This window comes from Phenylobacterium sp. (assembly GCF_965229015.1).
In the GTDB taxonomy this organism is placed as follows: domain Bacteria; phylum Pseudomonadota; class Alphaproteobacteria; order Caulobacterales; family Caulobacteraceae; genus Phenylobacterium.
Map to the genome: position 1 here is coordinate 1,517,594 of NZ_CBDDIM010000001.1, position 15,349 is coordinate 1,532,942.

The following is a 15,349-nucleotide window of genomic DNA, read 5'->3' on the forward strand; positions in this document are numbered from 1 at the left end:
CGCACCAAGCGTCGGGAACGGGGGTCCTTCGGGGCCCCCGTTTTCGTTTGGGCTACCGCCAGTCCGTCCGGGCGATGGCGTACTCCACCTCGCCCTGTTCGGCGCCCGGCAGGGGATCGTCCCACGTCAGGTGGAGGGTGCGGACATAGGCCAGGCCGGCCTTCTCCATCACCCGGCGGGAGGCTGTGTTGACCGCCATGGTCTGCGCCCAGATGCGGGTCAGCCCCAACTCGCCGAAGCCCAGCTCCAAGAGGACGCGAGCCGCCTCGGCGGCATAACCCTCCCCCCAGGCCGAACGGACCAGGCGGTAGCCGAGTTCGGCGTCGGTCCCCTCGACCCGCAGCGACGCCCAGCCGATGAAGCGGTCACCCTCGAACAGCAGCCAGGTGCGTCGGCTCAGCAGGTCCGGCAGGTGTTCCCGCGCCACCGTCTCGCGACTCTCGCCGGCTCCGGTGATGAAGGCCATGACCTGCGGATCGCCGTGCAGGGCGACCAGATGCTCGAGATCATCGGGCGTCAGGGGCCGCAGGCGCAGGCGCGCGATCTCCACGGACCTAGTCCCAGGGGCCGCCGAGGCGGCAGCGCTGAACCCACCAGTCGGGCTTCATGGCCATGATCCGCTCGGCCAGGGTCTCAGCCTCGACCTCGCTCTGGCACAGGGCGAAGCAGGTGGCGCCGGAGCCGGACATGCGGGCGATCAGGGCCTCGGGTTCGTCGGCGAGGGTGGCGAGCACGTCGCCGATGGCCGGGGCCAGGGCCACGGCCGGCGCCTCCAGGTCGTTGCGGGTGGACGCCAGCCAGCCGGCCAGTTCCTCGACGCTCTCGAAGGCCTCGGGCATGGGGGGCGGCTCGACCTCGCCGAACGCCCCGCCCGCGTCGAAGCGGCGGTAGACCTCCGGGGTGGAGACCGTCACCCCGGGATTGACCAGCACCGCCTCGAGGATCGGCAGTCCGGGCGCGGGGCTCAGCCGCTCGCCGCGGCCCTGCGCCAGGACCGGACGGGCCCAGAGGCAGGCCGCCCCGTCGGCGCCGAGGCTGGCGGCCACCGCCTCCAGTTCGGCGTCGCCCAGGCGGGGGCTCACCTGCTCGCGCATCAGCCGCAGGGCCGCGCCGGCGTCGCTGGAGCCGCCGCCGAGGCCCGCGGCCACCGGCAGGCGCTTGTCGAGGACGAAGGCGTGGGGCGCCTGGGGGCCCTTGGCCGTGGCCAGCAGGGCGCGGGCGGCGCGGAGCACGAGGTTGTCCCCCTCCCCGGCCAACTGGGCGCCGAAGGGGCCGCGGACCTTGAGGTCCAGGGCGTCGCCGGCCTGCAACATCACCCGGTCGCCGGCGTCGGCGAAGACCATCAGGGAACAGAGCGGATGATAGCCGTCCGCGCCCGGCGGACCGACGTGCAGGAACAGGTTGATCTTGGCCGGCGCCAGGGTGTCGGCGGCCACGGGCCTACTGCCCGGCGACGCGGGCCGCCTGAGCCGGACCGCTGGGGCCGAGGCCGGAGGCGAGCTTGGCCTCGACCTCGGTCTTCATCTTGGCCTCGGGGTCGAGGGTCAGGACCCGCTTCCACTGGAACTCCGCCTCGGCGCGGCGGCCGATGCGCCAGTAGGCGTCGCCCAGGTGGTTGTTGATGTCAGGGTCGCCGGCTTCCAGCTCGACGGCCTCCTCCAGCTTCTCGACGGCCTTCTTGTAGTCGCCGAGCCGGTAGTAGGCCCAGCCAAGGCTGTCGATCATGGCGCCCGACTTGGGGTTGGAGGCCACCGCCCGCTGCACCATGGCCAGGGCCTCGGGCAGGTGCTCGCCGCGGTCGATCCAGGAATAGCCGAGATAGTTCAGCAGCTCGCTGTCGTCGGGGCGCAGCTTGAGGGCGGCGCGCAGGTCGGCCTCGCCGTCCGCCCAGCGGCCGGCCCGGTCGTTGGCCACGCCGCGGGCGTACATCAGCCGCCAGTCGCCGGGACGGGCGGCGATCACCTCGGTGAGGATCTGGGACGACTCGGCGAACTTCTCGTTGACCCGCAGCAGGTCGGCCAGGGTCACCTTGGCGTCCAGGTCGCCGGAGGCGGCGGCCTCGCGGGCCATGGTGAGCGCCGTCGCGCTGTCCTTGGCGTTCTGGTAGCTCCAGGCCAGCTTGGAGCGGGCCGCGGCGTATTCCGGCGAGCCGGGCTTGGGCTTGGCGTAGGCGGCGCGGGCGGAGTCGATGTCGCCGGCGGTCTCCATCAGGTCGCCCACCATCAGCCAGGCTTCGTTGCGGTTGGGATCCAGCCGCAGGGCCAGGCGCAGATAGACCAGGCCCAGCTGCTCCTGCTTGGCGGCCATCATGCTCGCGGCCGGCGCCATCAGGGCCTGGGCCGCACCCTGGCGCAGGGTCGGCGCCGGCGGCGGGGCCTTGCCGGACGCGGCGCGGGCCTTGGCGGCCAGCAGCACGCTGTTGGCCGGCTCGTCGGCCAGACCCTTGTCATAGACGGCCACGGCGTCCAGGCGCTTGCCCCGGCGCTCCAGGAAGCCGCCATAGGCCAGCAGCACCATGTCACCGGGATTGTCGCCGGCGGTCAGCGCCTTGAAGTCAGTCTCGGCCTCGTCGTAGCGCTTGGCGCGCTCATAGAGGAAGGCCTGGCCCAGCAGGCCGAAATATTCCACGACCTTGTCGTTGCGCAGTTCGGGCCGGGTGACCGCCCCGTCGGCGTTTCCGGCCATGGCGGCGGCCCAGGGGGCCAGCAGGGCCGCGGCCCCCTTGTGCGGGAAGCCCATGCCCTCTGGCGCCAGCAGGGCCTGGGCGGACTTGCCCTGGCCCTGGGCGAGGGCCTCGACGGCCTGGACCATGCGGCCCAGACGCTTGGAGGATTCCGAGGCCCCGTCCCCGGTGGGCGCGAGCGCGGCGGCCTTGCCGATGTCGCCAGCCATGACCGCGGCGGTGAAGGCCCGCTCGGAGATCAGGTCGTCGTCGGCGCCGCCGGCCTGGGCCTGCTCGAAATAGGCCGCGGCCTCCGCGCCCCGGCCGTCGTTCAGCGCGCCCTGCCCCGCCAGGAACAGGCCATAGGACGAGCCGCCCAGGTCATCGAGACTGGCGAGATCGTCCGCCGGCCGGGTGGCGCAGGCGGCCAGAAGGACAAGGGGGGCGACGCAGGCGAGCAGTTTACGCATGGGGCCGAACCTCACCGCTTTCCTTCCGCGCCGCAAGCGTGGCCACGGGCCGCGCGCCCATTTGCCCTACATGTTCGGGTAGTTGGGGCCGTCCCCGCCCTGGGGCGTGGTCCAGTTGATGTTCTGCGACGGATCCTTGATGTCGCAGGTCTTGCAGTGGACGCAGTTCTGGAAGTTGATCTGGAACTTCGGGTTCTGGCCGGCCTCGTCGTAGAGCACCTCGTAGACGCCCGCCGGGCAGTAGAGGCGCGCAGGCTCGCCGAAGCGGGGCAGGTTCACCTCGATCGGGACGGTCGGGTCCTTCAGCTTCAGGTGGGCCGGCTGGTTCTCGTCGTGGTTGGTGGCCGACAGGAAGACGCTGGACAGCTTGTCGAAGCTGAACTCGTTGTCCGGCTTGGGATAGACGATCGGCTTGTAGTCCTTGGCCAGGCCCGTGGATTCTGCGTCCGACTTGCCGTGCTTGACGGTGCCCCAGGGCGACCAGCCGCCGAAGATGGTGGCGATCACGGCGTCGGCGGCGCCCAGCAAGACGCCCGGGATGGTGCCGAACTTCGACCAGAGCGGCTTGAAGTTGCGGACGTTCCACAGCTCCTTGTGAATCGAAGACTTCTTGTAGGCGTCCTCGTAGCTGGTGAGCGCGTCGCCCGAACGGCCCTCGCCGATGGCGGCGAAGGCGGCCTCGGCCGCCAGGATGCCGCTCTTGACCGCGTTGTGGCTGCCCTTGATGCGCGGGACATTGACCATGCCGGCGGAGCAGCCCAGCAGGACGCCGCCCGGGAAGTAGAGCTGCGGCAGGGACTGCGAGCCGCCCTCGGTGATGGCGCGCGCGCCGTAGGAGATGCGCTTGCCGCCCTCCAGATAGCCGCGGATCGAGGGGTGGGTCTTAAAGCGCTGGAACTCGTCGAAGGGCGAGAGCCAGGGGTTCTTGTAGTTGAGGTGCAGCACGAAGCCGATGGCCACGTAGTTGTCCCCGAAGTGGTACATGAAGGACCCGCCGCCGGTGGCGTTGTCCAGGGGCCAGCCGAAGGTGTGCTGGGTCAGACCGGCCTCGAAGGCCTCGTCGGGAACCTGCCACAACTCCTTGATGCCGATGCCGAACTTCTGGGGCTCACGGCCCTCGGTGAGGCCGTACTTGGCCTGCAGCTGCTTGGCCAGGGAGCCGCGGACGCCCTCGCCGATGAAGGTGTACTTGGCGTGCAGTTCGATGCCGGGCTGGTAGTCGGGGCCGGGCTGGCCGTCCTTGCCGATGCCGAACACGCCGGCGACGACGCCCTTCACCGAGCCGTCCTCGTTATAGACCACCTCGGAGGCGGCCATGCCGGGATAGATCTCAACGCCGAGGCTCTCGGCGTGCTGGCCCAGCCAGCGGCAGACATTGCCGAGGCTGGCGATGTAGTTGCCGTGGTTGAGCATCCACTTGGGGAAGGGCGCCCAACTGACGTCCAGCTCGCCCTGCGGACCGAGCATCACGAACTTGTCGCGGGTGACTTTGGTCTCCAGCGGAACGCCCAGTTCCTGCCAGTTCGGCAGCAACTCGTTGATGCCGCTGGGATCGATCACCGCGCCCGACAGGATGTGGGCGCCGACCTCGGAGCCCTTTTCGAGAACCGCGACGGTGATCTCCGTCCCGGCCTTCTCGGCGAGCTGCTTGAGGCGGATGGCGGCCGCCAGGCCCGAGGGGCCGGCGCCGACGATCACAACGTCGTACTCCATGGCCTCGCGTTCGATGACGTCGCTCATGATCCCCATGCTCCGCTGGGCCATGCGCCAAGGGTTCCCCTCCCTTGTCGCGCACGGCGTTGATCCGTTGGGCGACTTATCTGAAGCTTATCGTTCGGCGGTCAAGGGTGAACTCCGCCGCAGGAACGATTACAAGGACCCATGACCCCCGTCCCGCGCGACCTCAACGCCGAAAGCCTGCTCGCCTTCTGGGCCGAGGCCGGCGTGGACGCCATGCTGCTGGACGAGCCCTTCGACCGCATAGAGGCGGGCAAGTTCGTGCCGCCCAAGCCGCCGGAGCGGATCGTGGCCGCGCCACCGCCCGCCCAGGGCGCGGTCAGGGCCGGCCCTGACGTCGCCGCCGCGATGGCCGAGGCCAAACGCCTGGCGGCCGCGGCCCCGGACCTGGAGGCCCTGAAGGCCGCCATCGAAGCCTTCGACGGCTGTCCGCTGAAATTCGAGGGCGCCGCGCGCCAGTCGGTCTTCTATCGCGGCGCGACCGACGCGCCCCTGATGGTGATCGGCGAGGGACCCGGCCAGGAGGAGGACATCCAGGGCGCGCCCTTCGTCGGCCGGGCGGGACAGCTGCTGGACAAGATGTTCGCCGCCGCCGGCCTAACCGACCGGGTGTTCATCACCAACTCGGTGTTCTGGCGCCCGCCGGGCAACCGCAACCCGACGGTGGGCGAGCAGATGGTCTGCGCCCCCTTCCTGGAGCGGGCCATCGAACTGCTGGCGCCCCGGATGCTGCTGCTGGTGGGCGGGCCGTCGGCCAAGTCGATGCTGAAGCGGGAGGAAGGCATCCTTTCCCTGCGCGGCCGCTGGTTCGAATGGAAGTCCTCGGACGGGGCCATCGAGCTCCCGGCCATGCCCACCCTGCACCCGGCCTTCTTGCTGCGGCAGCCGGGGGCGAAGAAGAAGGCGTGGAGTGACCTGCTGACGCTCACCGAGCGACTCAACCGGCCCGAACGTCCTTAACAAAACCCTTCGCGCGCGAACCCGCTTTCCCTTTCCGCATAAGGGCTTTAAAGGTCGCCGGTCATTGGAAGTAGGGCCACGCCGGACTCGCTAGGACGCGCGGCGTGGGAGTGGGCATGACGCAGACCAAGCGCGTGCGGATCGCGGCCCTGGCCCTGATCTGCGCCACCATCGCGGGAAAGGCGCTGGCCGGCAGCCCGCAAGTCCTGACGCCCGCCGATGCGCAGGGCTACGCCCGGGCCTTCGAATCCGTCGACCGCGGCGATTTCATCGACGCCACCATGCAGAGCATCGAGCTCAGCGACCCCTCGCTCTCGGGCTACATCACCTATCGCGGCCTGATGCACCCGACGGCGCACAAGTCCAACTTCGACGAGCTGTCGGGCTGGCTGTCGCGCTACGCCGACCTGCCGGTGGCCGAGCGCATCTACACCCTGGCCAGCAAGCGCAAGACGCCCGACCTGCCCCCGCCCGTGGTTCCCGGCCTGACCGGGGTCGACTGGAGCAAGATCGAGCTGGTGCCGCCCGGTTCCGGCGGCCCCTTCGACGCCGACAACGCCCGCCTGGCCCGCGAAGCCTTCTATTCGGGTGATTCCAAACGAGCCCTGGATCTGGCCCGCGCCGTGGGCGAGCGCTGGATCGCCGGCATGGCGGCCTATCGCCTGCGCCATTACGACCAGGCCGAGACCTATCTGTCCCAACTGGCCCAGGACACCGACCAGGACATCTGGGTCCGGGCCGGGGGCGCCTACTGGGCCGCCCGCGCCGCCGAGGCGCGGGGCGCCTCGGACCGGGCCGCCACCTATCTGCGCCAGGCGGCGGGCTCGCCCCAGACCTTCTACGGCATGATCGCCGAGCGCCAGGTCGCCCTGCGCGGTCTGGGCCCGGCCCTGCCCCTGTCGGAGGCCCAGCCCTACCAACCCCGGGCGCGGCAGGTGATCAGGGCCTCCTATGGCGGCCCCACCCCCGAGGTGGCCCGGATGATGCGCGACGACGTACGCGCCCACCGCGCCGCGGCCCTCGCCCAGATCGGCCGGGTGGCGGAAGCCGGCCAGGAGCTGCGCGCCGGCCTGGCGCTCGCCCGCACCGCCGAGGAGCGCGCCCGCTGGGGTCAGCTGGCCGCGGTGATCAATGCGGGCCTCGCCGAGGACATGGCCGCCGCCGGTCCCGCGCGGCGCCGCGGTGAGCCGGACTATCCGACCCCCAGCCTCAACCCCCGCGAAGGCTTCAAGATCAACAAGGCCCTGGTCTACGCCATCGTGCGCCAGGAGAGCCGCTTCAACCCGGGCGTGGTCTCGCCGGCCGGGGCCGTGGGCCTGATGCAGCTGATGCCCGACGCCGCGGCCCACGCCACCGGCAACGCCCGTTTGCGCGACGACATGAGCCCGCTGTTCGACGCCGGCTACAACCTCAAGGTCGGCCAGGACTACGTAGCCTGGCTGATGGGCGAAGGGGTCGGCTACGACATCCTGCGCACCGTGGCGGCCTACAACGGCGGCCCCGGCACCCTGCAGAAGACCGCCCAGATGCTGGGCGAGGACGACGAGAGCCTGATGGTCATCGAGTGCATGCCCGCGCCGGAGACCCGCAACTATGTCGAACGCGTCATGGCCGCCTACTGGACCTACCAGAAGAAGTTCGGCCAGGAATCCCGCACCCTCGACGCGCTGGCCAGCGGCCAGAAGTATATCGACGCCCGCTGGGACGCCCCCCTGCCCGCCCCGGTGGTGAAGGCCGAGGTCGCCGCCGACGACGAGGACAGCGACGCCGAATCCAAGGCGCCCGCGAAGAGCGGCAAGAAGGCCAAGCACTCCAAGCGCGGCTGAGCCGTCCCGTCCGCGACGGCCAAGTTCAGCCCTCATTCTGCGATTAGCTCTGCGCCGCGCGACCAACTGGCCTAAAGCGGGTCATGGCGCGCGCGCCAAGCCACGGAGGCCAGATTGAGCGAGACACCCCGCAAACGCCTGCCTCTGCGTTGGCTGAGCCTGGCCGAGATCGTGGGCGTGGTGGCCGTGGTGGTGGCGGTGCTCGGCTATTGGGACTCGCACCGCGAACGCACCCAGGAGGCCCGCGAGAAGGCCCTGGCCGCCCGGGAGCGCCAGGTGGAGGTTCGCGCCGCGGCGCTCAAGCAGACCTTCCTGATGACCGGGGCGGCGGAAAGCTCCGGCGAGCGCATCCGCCTCGCCTCCCTGCGGCCCGAGCAGGTGATCCAGACCCAGACCGTCTGGTTCCCCAAGGCGATCCGCGCCGACAGCCTGGAGACCACCGGCAATCCGCGCCTGGAGGCCGGCTGGATCGAGGGCGGGCTGCGCAAGACCAAGACCAAGACCGGCCGCGTGCCGGTGGGCGTGCTGACGGTGTTCTTCGAGGACGGCCAGACCAAGACCGACCGGGCCGTCTACTGGCTCGGCTACAGCCTGCATTCCCGCACCCTGCGCGGCGACAGGCTGGAGCTGGAGGGGCTGTCCCTGGCCCGCCGCGGCGTGGCCGGCGATCTGCAGGCGGCCGCCGACAACCTCTGGGCCGCGCGCTGACCCTCAGTCGGAGACGCCGTCCCGCGCGTCCCGGATGAGCTGGACGCAGTCCTCCAGGCCTCGGCCGGCGGTGTCCACCGTGAGGTGGTCGCGATCCCAGGGATGGGGGGCCGCCGCCGTCACCGCCGCCCAGTCGGGCAGGACCAGGCCCGGAACCTCGCTCGTGCGGTTCTCCACCCGCCAGCGGTGCTCGGCCGGGTCCGAGCACAGGACCTCCACCTCCAGGACCCGCGCCCCGGCCGCCAGCCCCGCCGCGCGCCAGGCGTCGCGGGTCAGCTTCATGTCGTTGACGCTGTCGGCGACGACGTCGCGGCCCAGGCGCAGATTGTCCCGCGCCACCGCATAGGCCGCGCGGTAGCTGACGTCCTTCAGGTCGCCGGGCACGACGCCGGACTCGCGGATCGCCTGGTCCATGGAATCGATCCGCAGCCAGACCGCGCCGGACTCCTGGGCCAGCCGCCGGGCGAGGGTCGACTTGCCGCTGGCGGGCGGGCCGGAGAGGACGATCAGGGTGGCCATGGTCCCAGCCTACGTCTCAGGATCGCCGGCTGTCGACGTCGGACGCCCTCGATTCAAGGGCTTCAGCGGGCGCGAGCGGAAAACCGCGTCGCACTTTTCCTCAACCCGCTCTAAGCACCGCCGATGACTGTCACCCTCACCCGGGCCTCCGCCGCCCAGGAGCCCCTGCTCCAGAACCTGATCCAGCTCTACACTCACGACTTCTCGGAGTTCTGGGCCGGCACGCCCCATGGCGACCTGCTGGCCGACGGCCGGTTCCCGCCCTACCCGCTGGATCCCTACTGGAACGCGCCCAACTGGTCGGCCCACCTGATCTGGCGCGACGGCGACCTGGCGGGCTTCGCCCTGGTCAACGACTACGCCCACGGCCCCGTCGCGGTCGACCGCAGCGTGGCGGAGTTCTTCGTCGTGCGGAAACATCGGGGCGGCGGGGTCGGACGCCGGGCGGCAGAGCTGGTCTTCGACCTCCACGCCGGGTCCTGGGAGGCCGCCGTGGCGCGCAAGAACCTGCCGGCCCTGGCCTTCTGGCGACGGACCATCAGCGAGGCGGCGCAGGCGAGCAACCTCCAGGAGAGCGACGTGGAGACCGACCGCTGGAACGGCGCCATCCTGCGCTTCGACTGGCGGCCGGCCTAGGACCAGCCGAGCCAGAGCCCTCGCGCCGCCAGCAGCAGGAACGCCAGCACCACCAGGGGCCCGAAAACGTGGAAGGTGTGGCGGGTGACCTTCTCGGGCAGGAAGGTGTCGAAGATCGGCCCCTCGCCCGCGCCGTACTTCACCGCCACCGCGGTCAGAGGGCACTTGAAGCCCCAGGCGGCGAAGACCAGGCTCTCCACGCCGATCAGGATCGCCGCGCCCCACAGCCAGGGGCCATGTTGGCCCGTGATCCCGCCAAACAGCACCACGAGGGAGGCGCTGGCCATCACCAGGTAGATGACGGTATGGACCGCCCGCACCAGCATCAGGCCCTGGGCGTCGCTCACCCCTGGGCGGCGCCCGACCAGGCCGCATAGGCCGCGCTCAACCCCTCATAGGCCTCGAAGGCCGGAAAGGTCGGGAAGCTGTGGACCGCGGGCGTCGTGGCCCAGGGCAGCTTCTCGCTCGTATAGGTCTCGATGAAGGGGACGAACCAGGACGCGTCGTCCAGCATCGTCGGCCGCAGGTTGACGAACCAGTCCATGCCGCCGGGCCGCGTGAACATCCAGCTCATGCAATGGGGACAGAAATAGTGGCGGTCGGCGCCGTGCAGGCCGCCGATCACCGGCTCCCCCGCCGTGACTGTGAAACCCTCGCTGGGGATGGCGGCGCTGAGGGAGAAGGCGCTGGAGCTCATCCTCTGGCAGCCTGTGCAATGGCAGGCCATGGTCAGGATCGGCGGGGCGCCGACCCGGAACCGCACCTGTCCGCAGCGGCATCCGCCCTCCCAGGGCAGGCTCGGCGGGGTCATGCTGTTGTCCTCCTGTGTTCAAGGATAGTGCGTCCGGTGCGGGCGCGCGCAAAGTCCTCCCCGTTTTGGCCCCACAGCCTCCGGCGGCGATATTCGCCTCCTAGGTGCGACATCGGACAGACCGCAGCTGGAAAATGCGTTTCACTTCACAAACGGAATGGCCCGTGGAGCGCGAGAATGCCCGCCTCTGACATGAACCGGTACGTCGCGCACCAGAACGTACGGCGCTTTGAAAACATGCTGGCCGTCGCTGGAACCGAGGAGGACAGGACCCGGCTCTGCAGCCTGCTCGACGAAGCCTACGCCGCGCTGGAGGCGACACGGACTCCCAATCCGGTGAAGGGCGCGCCAGACACCGGGCGCTAGTCGACGGCCCTACTTGAGGCTCGGCAATCGTCCGAACTGACGGCGCAGGCGCGCGAAATCGGCGTCGGGGGGCAGGTTGCCCAGCTCGCTCTTGCGGATCAGGAGACCCCAGGGGCCGGGCTTGAGGCGGTCCATCAGCGCGCCGCCCTGGGCCACGCCCTTGAGGCCCGCCGAGCGACCCTGCTTGACGCCGCGCGCCACCCGGTCGGCCCAGTCATGGGTCAGCTTCATGTCGGCCGGCAGCAGCAGGATCCAGTCCTGGCGGGCGCGCTTCATGGCTGCGGCGATGCCGTCGGTGACCACCTCGACCCCGGCGTCGTCGCAGATCAGCAGGGTCGGGTCGGTGGAGCCCTCGTCGGCGGCCATCACCTCCCGCACCAGGCCGTCCACCGCCGCCGGCACCAGGACCGTCAGCAGTTCGGGCAGGTCGGCCGCGGAATTGAAGGTCGGGATGATCACCGAGAGCATGGCGCCACAAGCGATGCGTCGGCGGCGCGGTCAAGCCGCGATCATTTCAGGCTTGCCTTATATAAGTTTGAACTACTACGATTTGGCCGGACTGCAACAGGAGCCCGCCATGAACATCGACGTCCCGGCCATGATCGGCGCCGTCGTCCGCGAGGTCGCCGTGCGCGAACAGGATGGCAGGCCCGCCCGCGCCGTGATCGCCACCCGCGCCTACGACACCACGGTGGACGACCTCTGGGAGGCCATCACCAATCCCGAGCGCATTCCCCGCTGGTTCCTGCCCGTCACGGGGGAACTGAAGCTGGGGGGCCGCTATCAGCTGCAGGGCAACGCGGGCGGAACCATCACCGCCTGCGAACCGCCGCGCCGGCTGTCCCTGACCTGGGAGTTCGCCGGCCAGACCAGCTGGGTCAATGTCGCCCTCTCCGAGGCGGGCGACGGCGCCCAGCTCGAACTGGAGCATGTGGCCCACGTCGACAACGACCACTGGAAGCAGTTCGGCCCTGGCGCCGTCGGGATCGGCTGGGAACTTTCCCTGATCGGCCTGGCCCTGCATCTGGAAGGCGGCGCGCAGGTGGATCCCGACGGCTTCGCCGCCTGGTCCGCCTCCCCCGACGGCAGGGCCCTGATGGCCGCCAGCGGAACCGCCTGGGGCGAGGCGCATGCCGCCTCGGGTGAGGACGCTGAAACGGCCCGCGCCTCGGCCGCACGCACCGTCGCCTTCTACACCGGCGAGGCATAGTGCACGCCTTCGACGTCCTCGGCGACCCGGTCCGCCGCCGCATCCTGGAGCTGCTGGCCGGCGCCGAGCACAGTTCCGGCGACGTGGTGAGCGTGGTCCAGGCGGAGTTCGGCATCACCCAGTCGGCGGTCTCCCAGCATCTGAAGGTGCTGCGGGAGAGCGGCTTCGCCACCGTGCGGGTCGAGGGGCCCCGCCGGCTCTACGCCCTCGACCCCGCGCCCCTGCAGGAGGTGGACGCCTGGCTCGACGGTTTCCGAGCCTTCTGGGTCCCCCGGCTGGAGGCCCTGGCCACCGAGGTCGCGCGGGGCAAGAAGGCGCGACGCGAGCGCGGGGATTAGTTCTTGCTTTGTTCTCTTCGCCGCGCTTGGATGCGGCATGGCCACCTTCACCCAGCAAGTCCACCCTGCCCCCCAGGTCCGGGGCCGCGGCGCGCGCTCCAACGCCTCGGGCCGCTATGAGGCCCAGGCCCGCGAGGCCTTCGACGACGGCTGGACGCCGGACGATCTCGAGCCCGCGAAGCTGAAGACCAGCCTGACGGCCGAGAGGGCCCGGGTGATCATCTCCAAGAACACCAGCCCCGACGTGGGCTTCAGCCGGTCGATCAACCCCTATCGCGGCTGCGAGCACGGCTGCATCTACTGCTACGCCCGGCCGGCCCACGCCTATATGGGCCTGTCGCCGGGCCTGGATTTCGAGAGCAAGCTGTTCTTCAAGCCCGACGCGGCGGAGTTGCTGGAGGCCGAGCTCTCCAAGCCGCGCTACCAGCCCATCGCCATCCACATCGGCGGCAACACCGATCCCTACCAGCCGCAAGAGCGCAGCCTGCGGATCACCCGATCGATCATCGAGGTGCTGGCCCGTTTCCAGCATCCCTTCTCGATCATCACCAAGTCGGCCCTGATCCTACGGGACCTGGATCTGCTGGCGCCGCTGGCGGACGCCAACCTGGTGCGGGTGGCGATCTCGGTGACCACCCTGGACCGCAAGCTCGCCCGTAGCATGGAGCCGCGGGCCGCCACGCCGGAGAAGCGGATCGCGGCCATCAAGGGCTTGGCCGAGGCCGGCGTGCCGGTGATCGTCATGTTCGCTCCTGCCATCCCCGGCCTCAACGACCACGAGATGGAGGCGGTGCTGGAGCGGGCCGGACAGGCTGGCGCGAAGGGGGCGGGCTATGTCGCCCTGCGCCTGCCCCTGGAGATCAAGGACCTGTTCCGCGAGTGGCTGGCCACAGACCACCCCGACCGCGCCAGCCGGGTGATGTCCCTGGTGCGCCAGATGCGCGGCGGCAGGGACTATGACGCCGACTGGGGGACGCGGATGAAGGGCCAGGGTCCGCTGGCCGACCTGATGGCCGCGCGCTTCCAGGCCGCCCGCAAACGCTACGGCCTGGAGTTCGCCTTCGAGGGCCTGGACCTGACGCGGTTCCGGGTTCCGGTCCGGGCCGGCGACCAGGGCGACCTGTTCGCGGGCGGATAGATCAGGCGGCGCGGGCTTTGAGAAAGAGCTGCCGAGTTCTCAGTCAATTAATCGAACTGTTCTTAAATGGTCCGGCAAGAAGGGGCAGGTGACCGGTCATGGACGGCCAGACCACCACAACGACGATGGATCCGGCGGCCAACGCCAACGCCTACCAGTTGACGCTGGCGGGCCTGGCCATGCCGATCAGGCGCCACGTCGTCTTCAACGCCGTCGCCCTGGCGGCGGTCCTGGCGCTTGGCCATCCGGTGGTCGCCGCCCTCGCCTTCCTGGTCAGCTGCGCCGTCGACACCATCTATCAGCGCATCATCGCCCGCTGGCTGGCGCGCAGCGCGGAGACCGAGGTCGCGCGCGGCTTCCGGCGCCTGGCCCTGCTGTGCGTCGTCCGGGTCTCGACCTATCTCGCCGGTCCCACCGTCCTGGCCCTCTGGGGCGGGCAGAAGGAGCTGGCCTATCTCGCCATCACGGTCGCCTCGATGGTGGCGGTCGCCTGCGCCAGCGGCTCCCTGTCGCGCGCCATCTTCTGGTCCTTCGCCGGTCCGGCCGTCCTGGCCCTGACGGTGGCCCTGCTGGGCATCTTCCCCCCCGCGACCTTCGCGGGCCTGATGATCTCCATGGCCTGCCTGATGGTGCTGCTGGTCATGATCTCGGATGGCACCACCCGGGCGGTGACCAGCTGGCAGGCGGCCTACGCCTCGAACCTGGCGATGATCCCGCAACTGGAGGCCGCCCGCGACCACGCCATGGCCGAGACCCGCGCGGCCGACGAGGCCCGCGAGGTGGCCCGCCAGGCCAATCTCGCCAAGTCGAACTTCCTGGCCACCATGAGCCACGAGATCCGCACCCCCATGAACGGCGTCCTGGGCATGGCCCAGCTGCTGCGGCGCGAGGAGACCGACCCCGTCCAGGCCAGCCGGCTGGAGACCCTCATGGAGAGCGGCGAACACCTGCTGTCGATCCTCAACGACATCCTCGACATGTCGAAGGTCAACGCCGGGCGGCTGGACATCACCCCGGCCCCCGAGAACCTGCCCCTGTTCCTGGACCGCGCGGTGGCCTTCTGGCGCGCCCGGGCCGACGAGAAGGCCGTGGCCCTGCGGCTCGAGGCCGACGAGGACCTGCCCAGCCATGTCTGGATGGACGCGATCCGGGTCCGGCAGGTGCTGTTCAACCTGATCGGCAACGCCCTGAAGTTCACCGACCAGGGCGCCGTCACCGTCAGGGTCGCCGCCCAGCCCGTCGGCGAGACCGCCGCCCGCATCCATATCTCGGTCATCGACACCGGCCCCGGCATCCCGGAGGAGCACCTGCCCGCCCTCTTCGAGCGGTTCTCCCAGGTGGACGAGTCCGAGGCGCGCAGGTTCGGTGGCACGGGCCTGGGCCTGGCCATCGCCAGCCAGCTCACCGAGCTGATGGGCGGCCGGGTCTGGGTCGAGAGCCAGCTTGGCCACGGCTCGACCTTCCATGTGGAGGCCATCTTCGACCTGGCCCAGGCGCCGGCCGCCGCCGCCGAGCCCGTGGCGGAAGAGACTCCGGCGGCCGACCTCGACGTGCTGATCGTCGACGACAACCCGATCAACCTGCTGGTGTTGCAGCAGATCCTCTGCGCCTTCGGCCACCGGGTGGAGAAGGCCGCCAGCGGCCAGGCCGCCCTGGACCTGCTGGCCTGCCGTCCCTTCGACCTGACCCTGATGGATATCCAGATGCCCGGCATGAGCGGCGCCCAGGTCCTGCAGCGCCTGCGCGCCGGCAGCGGCCCGAACCAGGCGATTCCGGTGATCGCGCTGACCGCCGACGTCACCTCGGGCGGGCGGGCGCACTATCTGGAGCTCGGCTTCACCGAGCACACCGCCAAGCCGATCCAGATTCCCGCCCTGATGTCCGCCATGTCCCGGGCCATGGCCGATCCCGGAGCCGAACGGGCGATGGCCCAGGCCGGCTAGAGCCTCGGGTCAGATGGAATCATCT

17 protein-coding genes are annotated in these 15,349 nt (G+C 70.4%); 9 read left to right on the forward strand and 8 right to left on the reverse strand.

All coding sequences use genetic code 11. The features are described from left to right. Nucleotides 1–52: 52 nt before the first annotated feature. The 4 genes from ACO06I_RS07585 to ACO06I_RS07600 form a co-directional block, all read right to left on the reverse strand. Nucleotides 53–550 (reverse strand): GNAT family N-acetyltransferase, encoded by a 498-nt coding sequence (locus ACO06I_RS07585; RefSeq protein WP_421931967.1) that lies wholly within the window; start codon nt 548–550, stop codon nt 53–55. 4 nt (nt 551–554) lie between these two features. Then, nucleotides 555–1,436, reverse strand: a complete 882-nt coding sequence (locus ACO06I_RS07590) for a 4-(cytidine 5'-diphospho)-2-C-methyl-D-erythritol kinase (protein ID WP_421931968.1) — start codon at nt 1,434–1,436, stop codon at nt 555–557. 4 nt (nt 1,437–1,440) lie between these two features. Then, a complete protein-coding gene (locus tag ACO06I_RS07595) occupies nt 1,441–3,132 on the reverse strand; it encodes a tetratricopeptide repeat protein (protein WP_421931969.1) in 1,692 nt (563 codons plus the stop codon). Between the two features lie 66 nt (nt 3,133–3,198). Next, a complete protein-coding gene (locus tag ACO06I_RS07600; RefSeq protein WP_421931970.1) occupies nt 3,199–4,872 on the reverse strand; it encodes an electron transfer flavoprotein-ubiquinone oxidoreductase in 1,674 nt (557 codons plus the stop codon). Between the two features lie 141 nt (nt 4,873–5,013). Here ACO06I_RS07600 and ACO06I_RS07605 point away from each other — a divergent pair, with 141 nt between their 5' ends. The 3 genes from ACO06I_RS07605 (at nt 5,014) to ACO06I_RS07615 (ending at nt 8,363) form a co-directional block, all read left to right on the forward strand. Next, entirely contained in the window at nt 5,014–5,829 is an 816-nt protein-coding gene (locus ACO06I_RS07605) for a uracil-DNA glycosylase (RefSeq protein WP_421931971.1), read from the forward strand. Nucleotides 5,830–5,945: 116 nt separating this feature from the next. After that, nucleotides 5,946–7,655 carry a lytic transglycosylase domain-containing protein gene (locus tag ACO06I_RS07610; protein WP_421931972.1) on the forward strand — a complete coding sequence of 570 codons (1,710 nt, stop codon included), beginning with the start codon at nt 5,946–5,948 and terminating at the stop codon, nt 7,653–7,655. A gap of 114 nt (nt 7,656–7,769) precedes the next feature. Beyond that, nucleotides 7,770–8,363: a hypothetical protein gene (locus tag ACO06I_RS07615; RefSeq protein ID WP_421931973.1), complete on the forward strand. Its 594-nt coding sequence runs from the start codon at nt 7,770–7,772 to the stop codon at nt 8,361–8,363. Between the two features lie 3 nt (nt 8,364–8,366). Here ACO06I_RS07615 and ACO06I_RS07620 read toward each other — a convergent pair whose 3' ends face one another. After that, a complete protein-coding gene (locus tag ACO06I_RS07620) occupies nt 8,367–8,882 on the reverse strand; it encodes an AAA family ATPase (RefSeq protein ID WP_421931974.1) in 516 nt (171 codons plus the stop codon). 123 nt (nt 8,883–9,005) lie between these two features. Here ACO06I_RS07620 and ACO06I_RS07625 point away from each other — a divergent pair, with 123 nt between their 5' ends. Next, a complete protein-coding gene (locus tag ACO06I_RS07625; protein WP_421931975.1) occupies nt 9,006–9,518 on the forward strand; it encodes a GNAT family N-acetyltransferase in 513 nt (170 codons plus the stop codon). Here ACO06I_RS07625 and ACO06I_RS07630 read toward each other — a convergent pair. Beyond that, nucleotides 9,515–9,865: a hypothetical protein gene (locus ACO06I_RS07630; protein WP_421931976.1), complete on the reverse strand. Its 351-nt coding sequence runs from the start codon at nt 9,863–9,865 to the stop codon at nt 9,515–9,517. The two genes, ACO06I_RS07625 and ACO06I_RS07630, sit on opposite strands and share 4 nt — an antisense overlap. Continuing rightward, nucleotides 9,862–10,329 (reverse strand): GFA family protein, encoded by a 468-nt coding sequence (locus tag ACO06I_RS07635; protein ID WP_421931977.1) that lies wholly within the window; start codon nt 10,327–10,329, stop codon nt 9,862–9,864. The genes ACO06I_RS07630 and ACO06I_RS07635 overlap by 4 nt, the downstream gene beginning before the upstream one ends. 177 nt (nt 10,330–10,506) lie before the next feature. Between ACO06I_RS07635 and ACO06I_RS07640 the strand changes: the two genes are divergently transcribed. Continuing rightward, entirely contained in the window at nt 10,507–10,695 is a 189-nt protein-coding gene (locus ACO06I_RS07640; protein ID WP_421931978.1) for a hypothetical protein, read from the forward strand. Between the two features lie 9 nt (nt 10,696–10,704). On the opposite strand, the gene ACO06I_RS07645 is transcribed toward ACO06I_RS07640, so the two are convergent. Beyond that, nucleotides 10,705–11,163: a glycosyltransferase gene (locus ACO06I_RS07645; protein WP_421931979.1), complete on the reverse strand. Its 459-nt coding sequence runs from the start codon at nt 11,161–11,163 to the stop codon at nt 10,705–10,707. Nucleotides 11,164–11,272: 109 nt separating this feature from the next. Here ACO06I_RS07645 and ACO06I_RS07650 point away from each other — a divergent pair, with 109 nt between their 5' ends. From ACO06I_RS07650 to ACO06I_RS07665, 4 genes are all read left to right on the forward strand, one after another. Further along, nucleotides 11,273–11,905: an SRPBCC family protein gene (locus ACO06I_RS07650; protein WP_421931980.1), complete on the forward strand. Its 633-nt coding sequence runs from the start codon at nt 11,273–11,275 to the stop codon at nt 11,903–11,905. After that, a complete protein-coding gene (locus ACO06I_RS07655) occupies nt 11,905–12,243 on the forward strand; it encodes an ArsR/SmtB family transcription factor (protein WP_421931981.1) in 339 nt (112 codons plus the stop codon). The genes ACO06I_RS07650 and ACO06I_RS07655 overlap by 1 nt, the downstream gene beginning before the upstream one ends. 37 nt (nt 12,244–12,280) lie before the next feature. Continuing rightward, complete coding sequence (locus tag ACO06I_RS07660; protein WP_421931982.1) at nt 12,281–13,381, forward strand: PA0069 family radical SAM protein; 1,101 nt, start codon at nt 12,281–12,283, stop codon at nt 13,379–13,381. Between the two features lie 98 nt (nt 13,382–13,479). Then, entirely contained in the window at nt 13,480–15,324 is a 1,845-nt protein-coding gene (locus ACO06I_RS07665) for an ATP-binding protein (RefSeq protein WP_421931983.1), read from the forward strand. Nucleotides 15,325–15,349 lie beyond the last annotated feature (25 nt).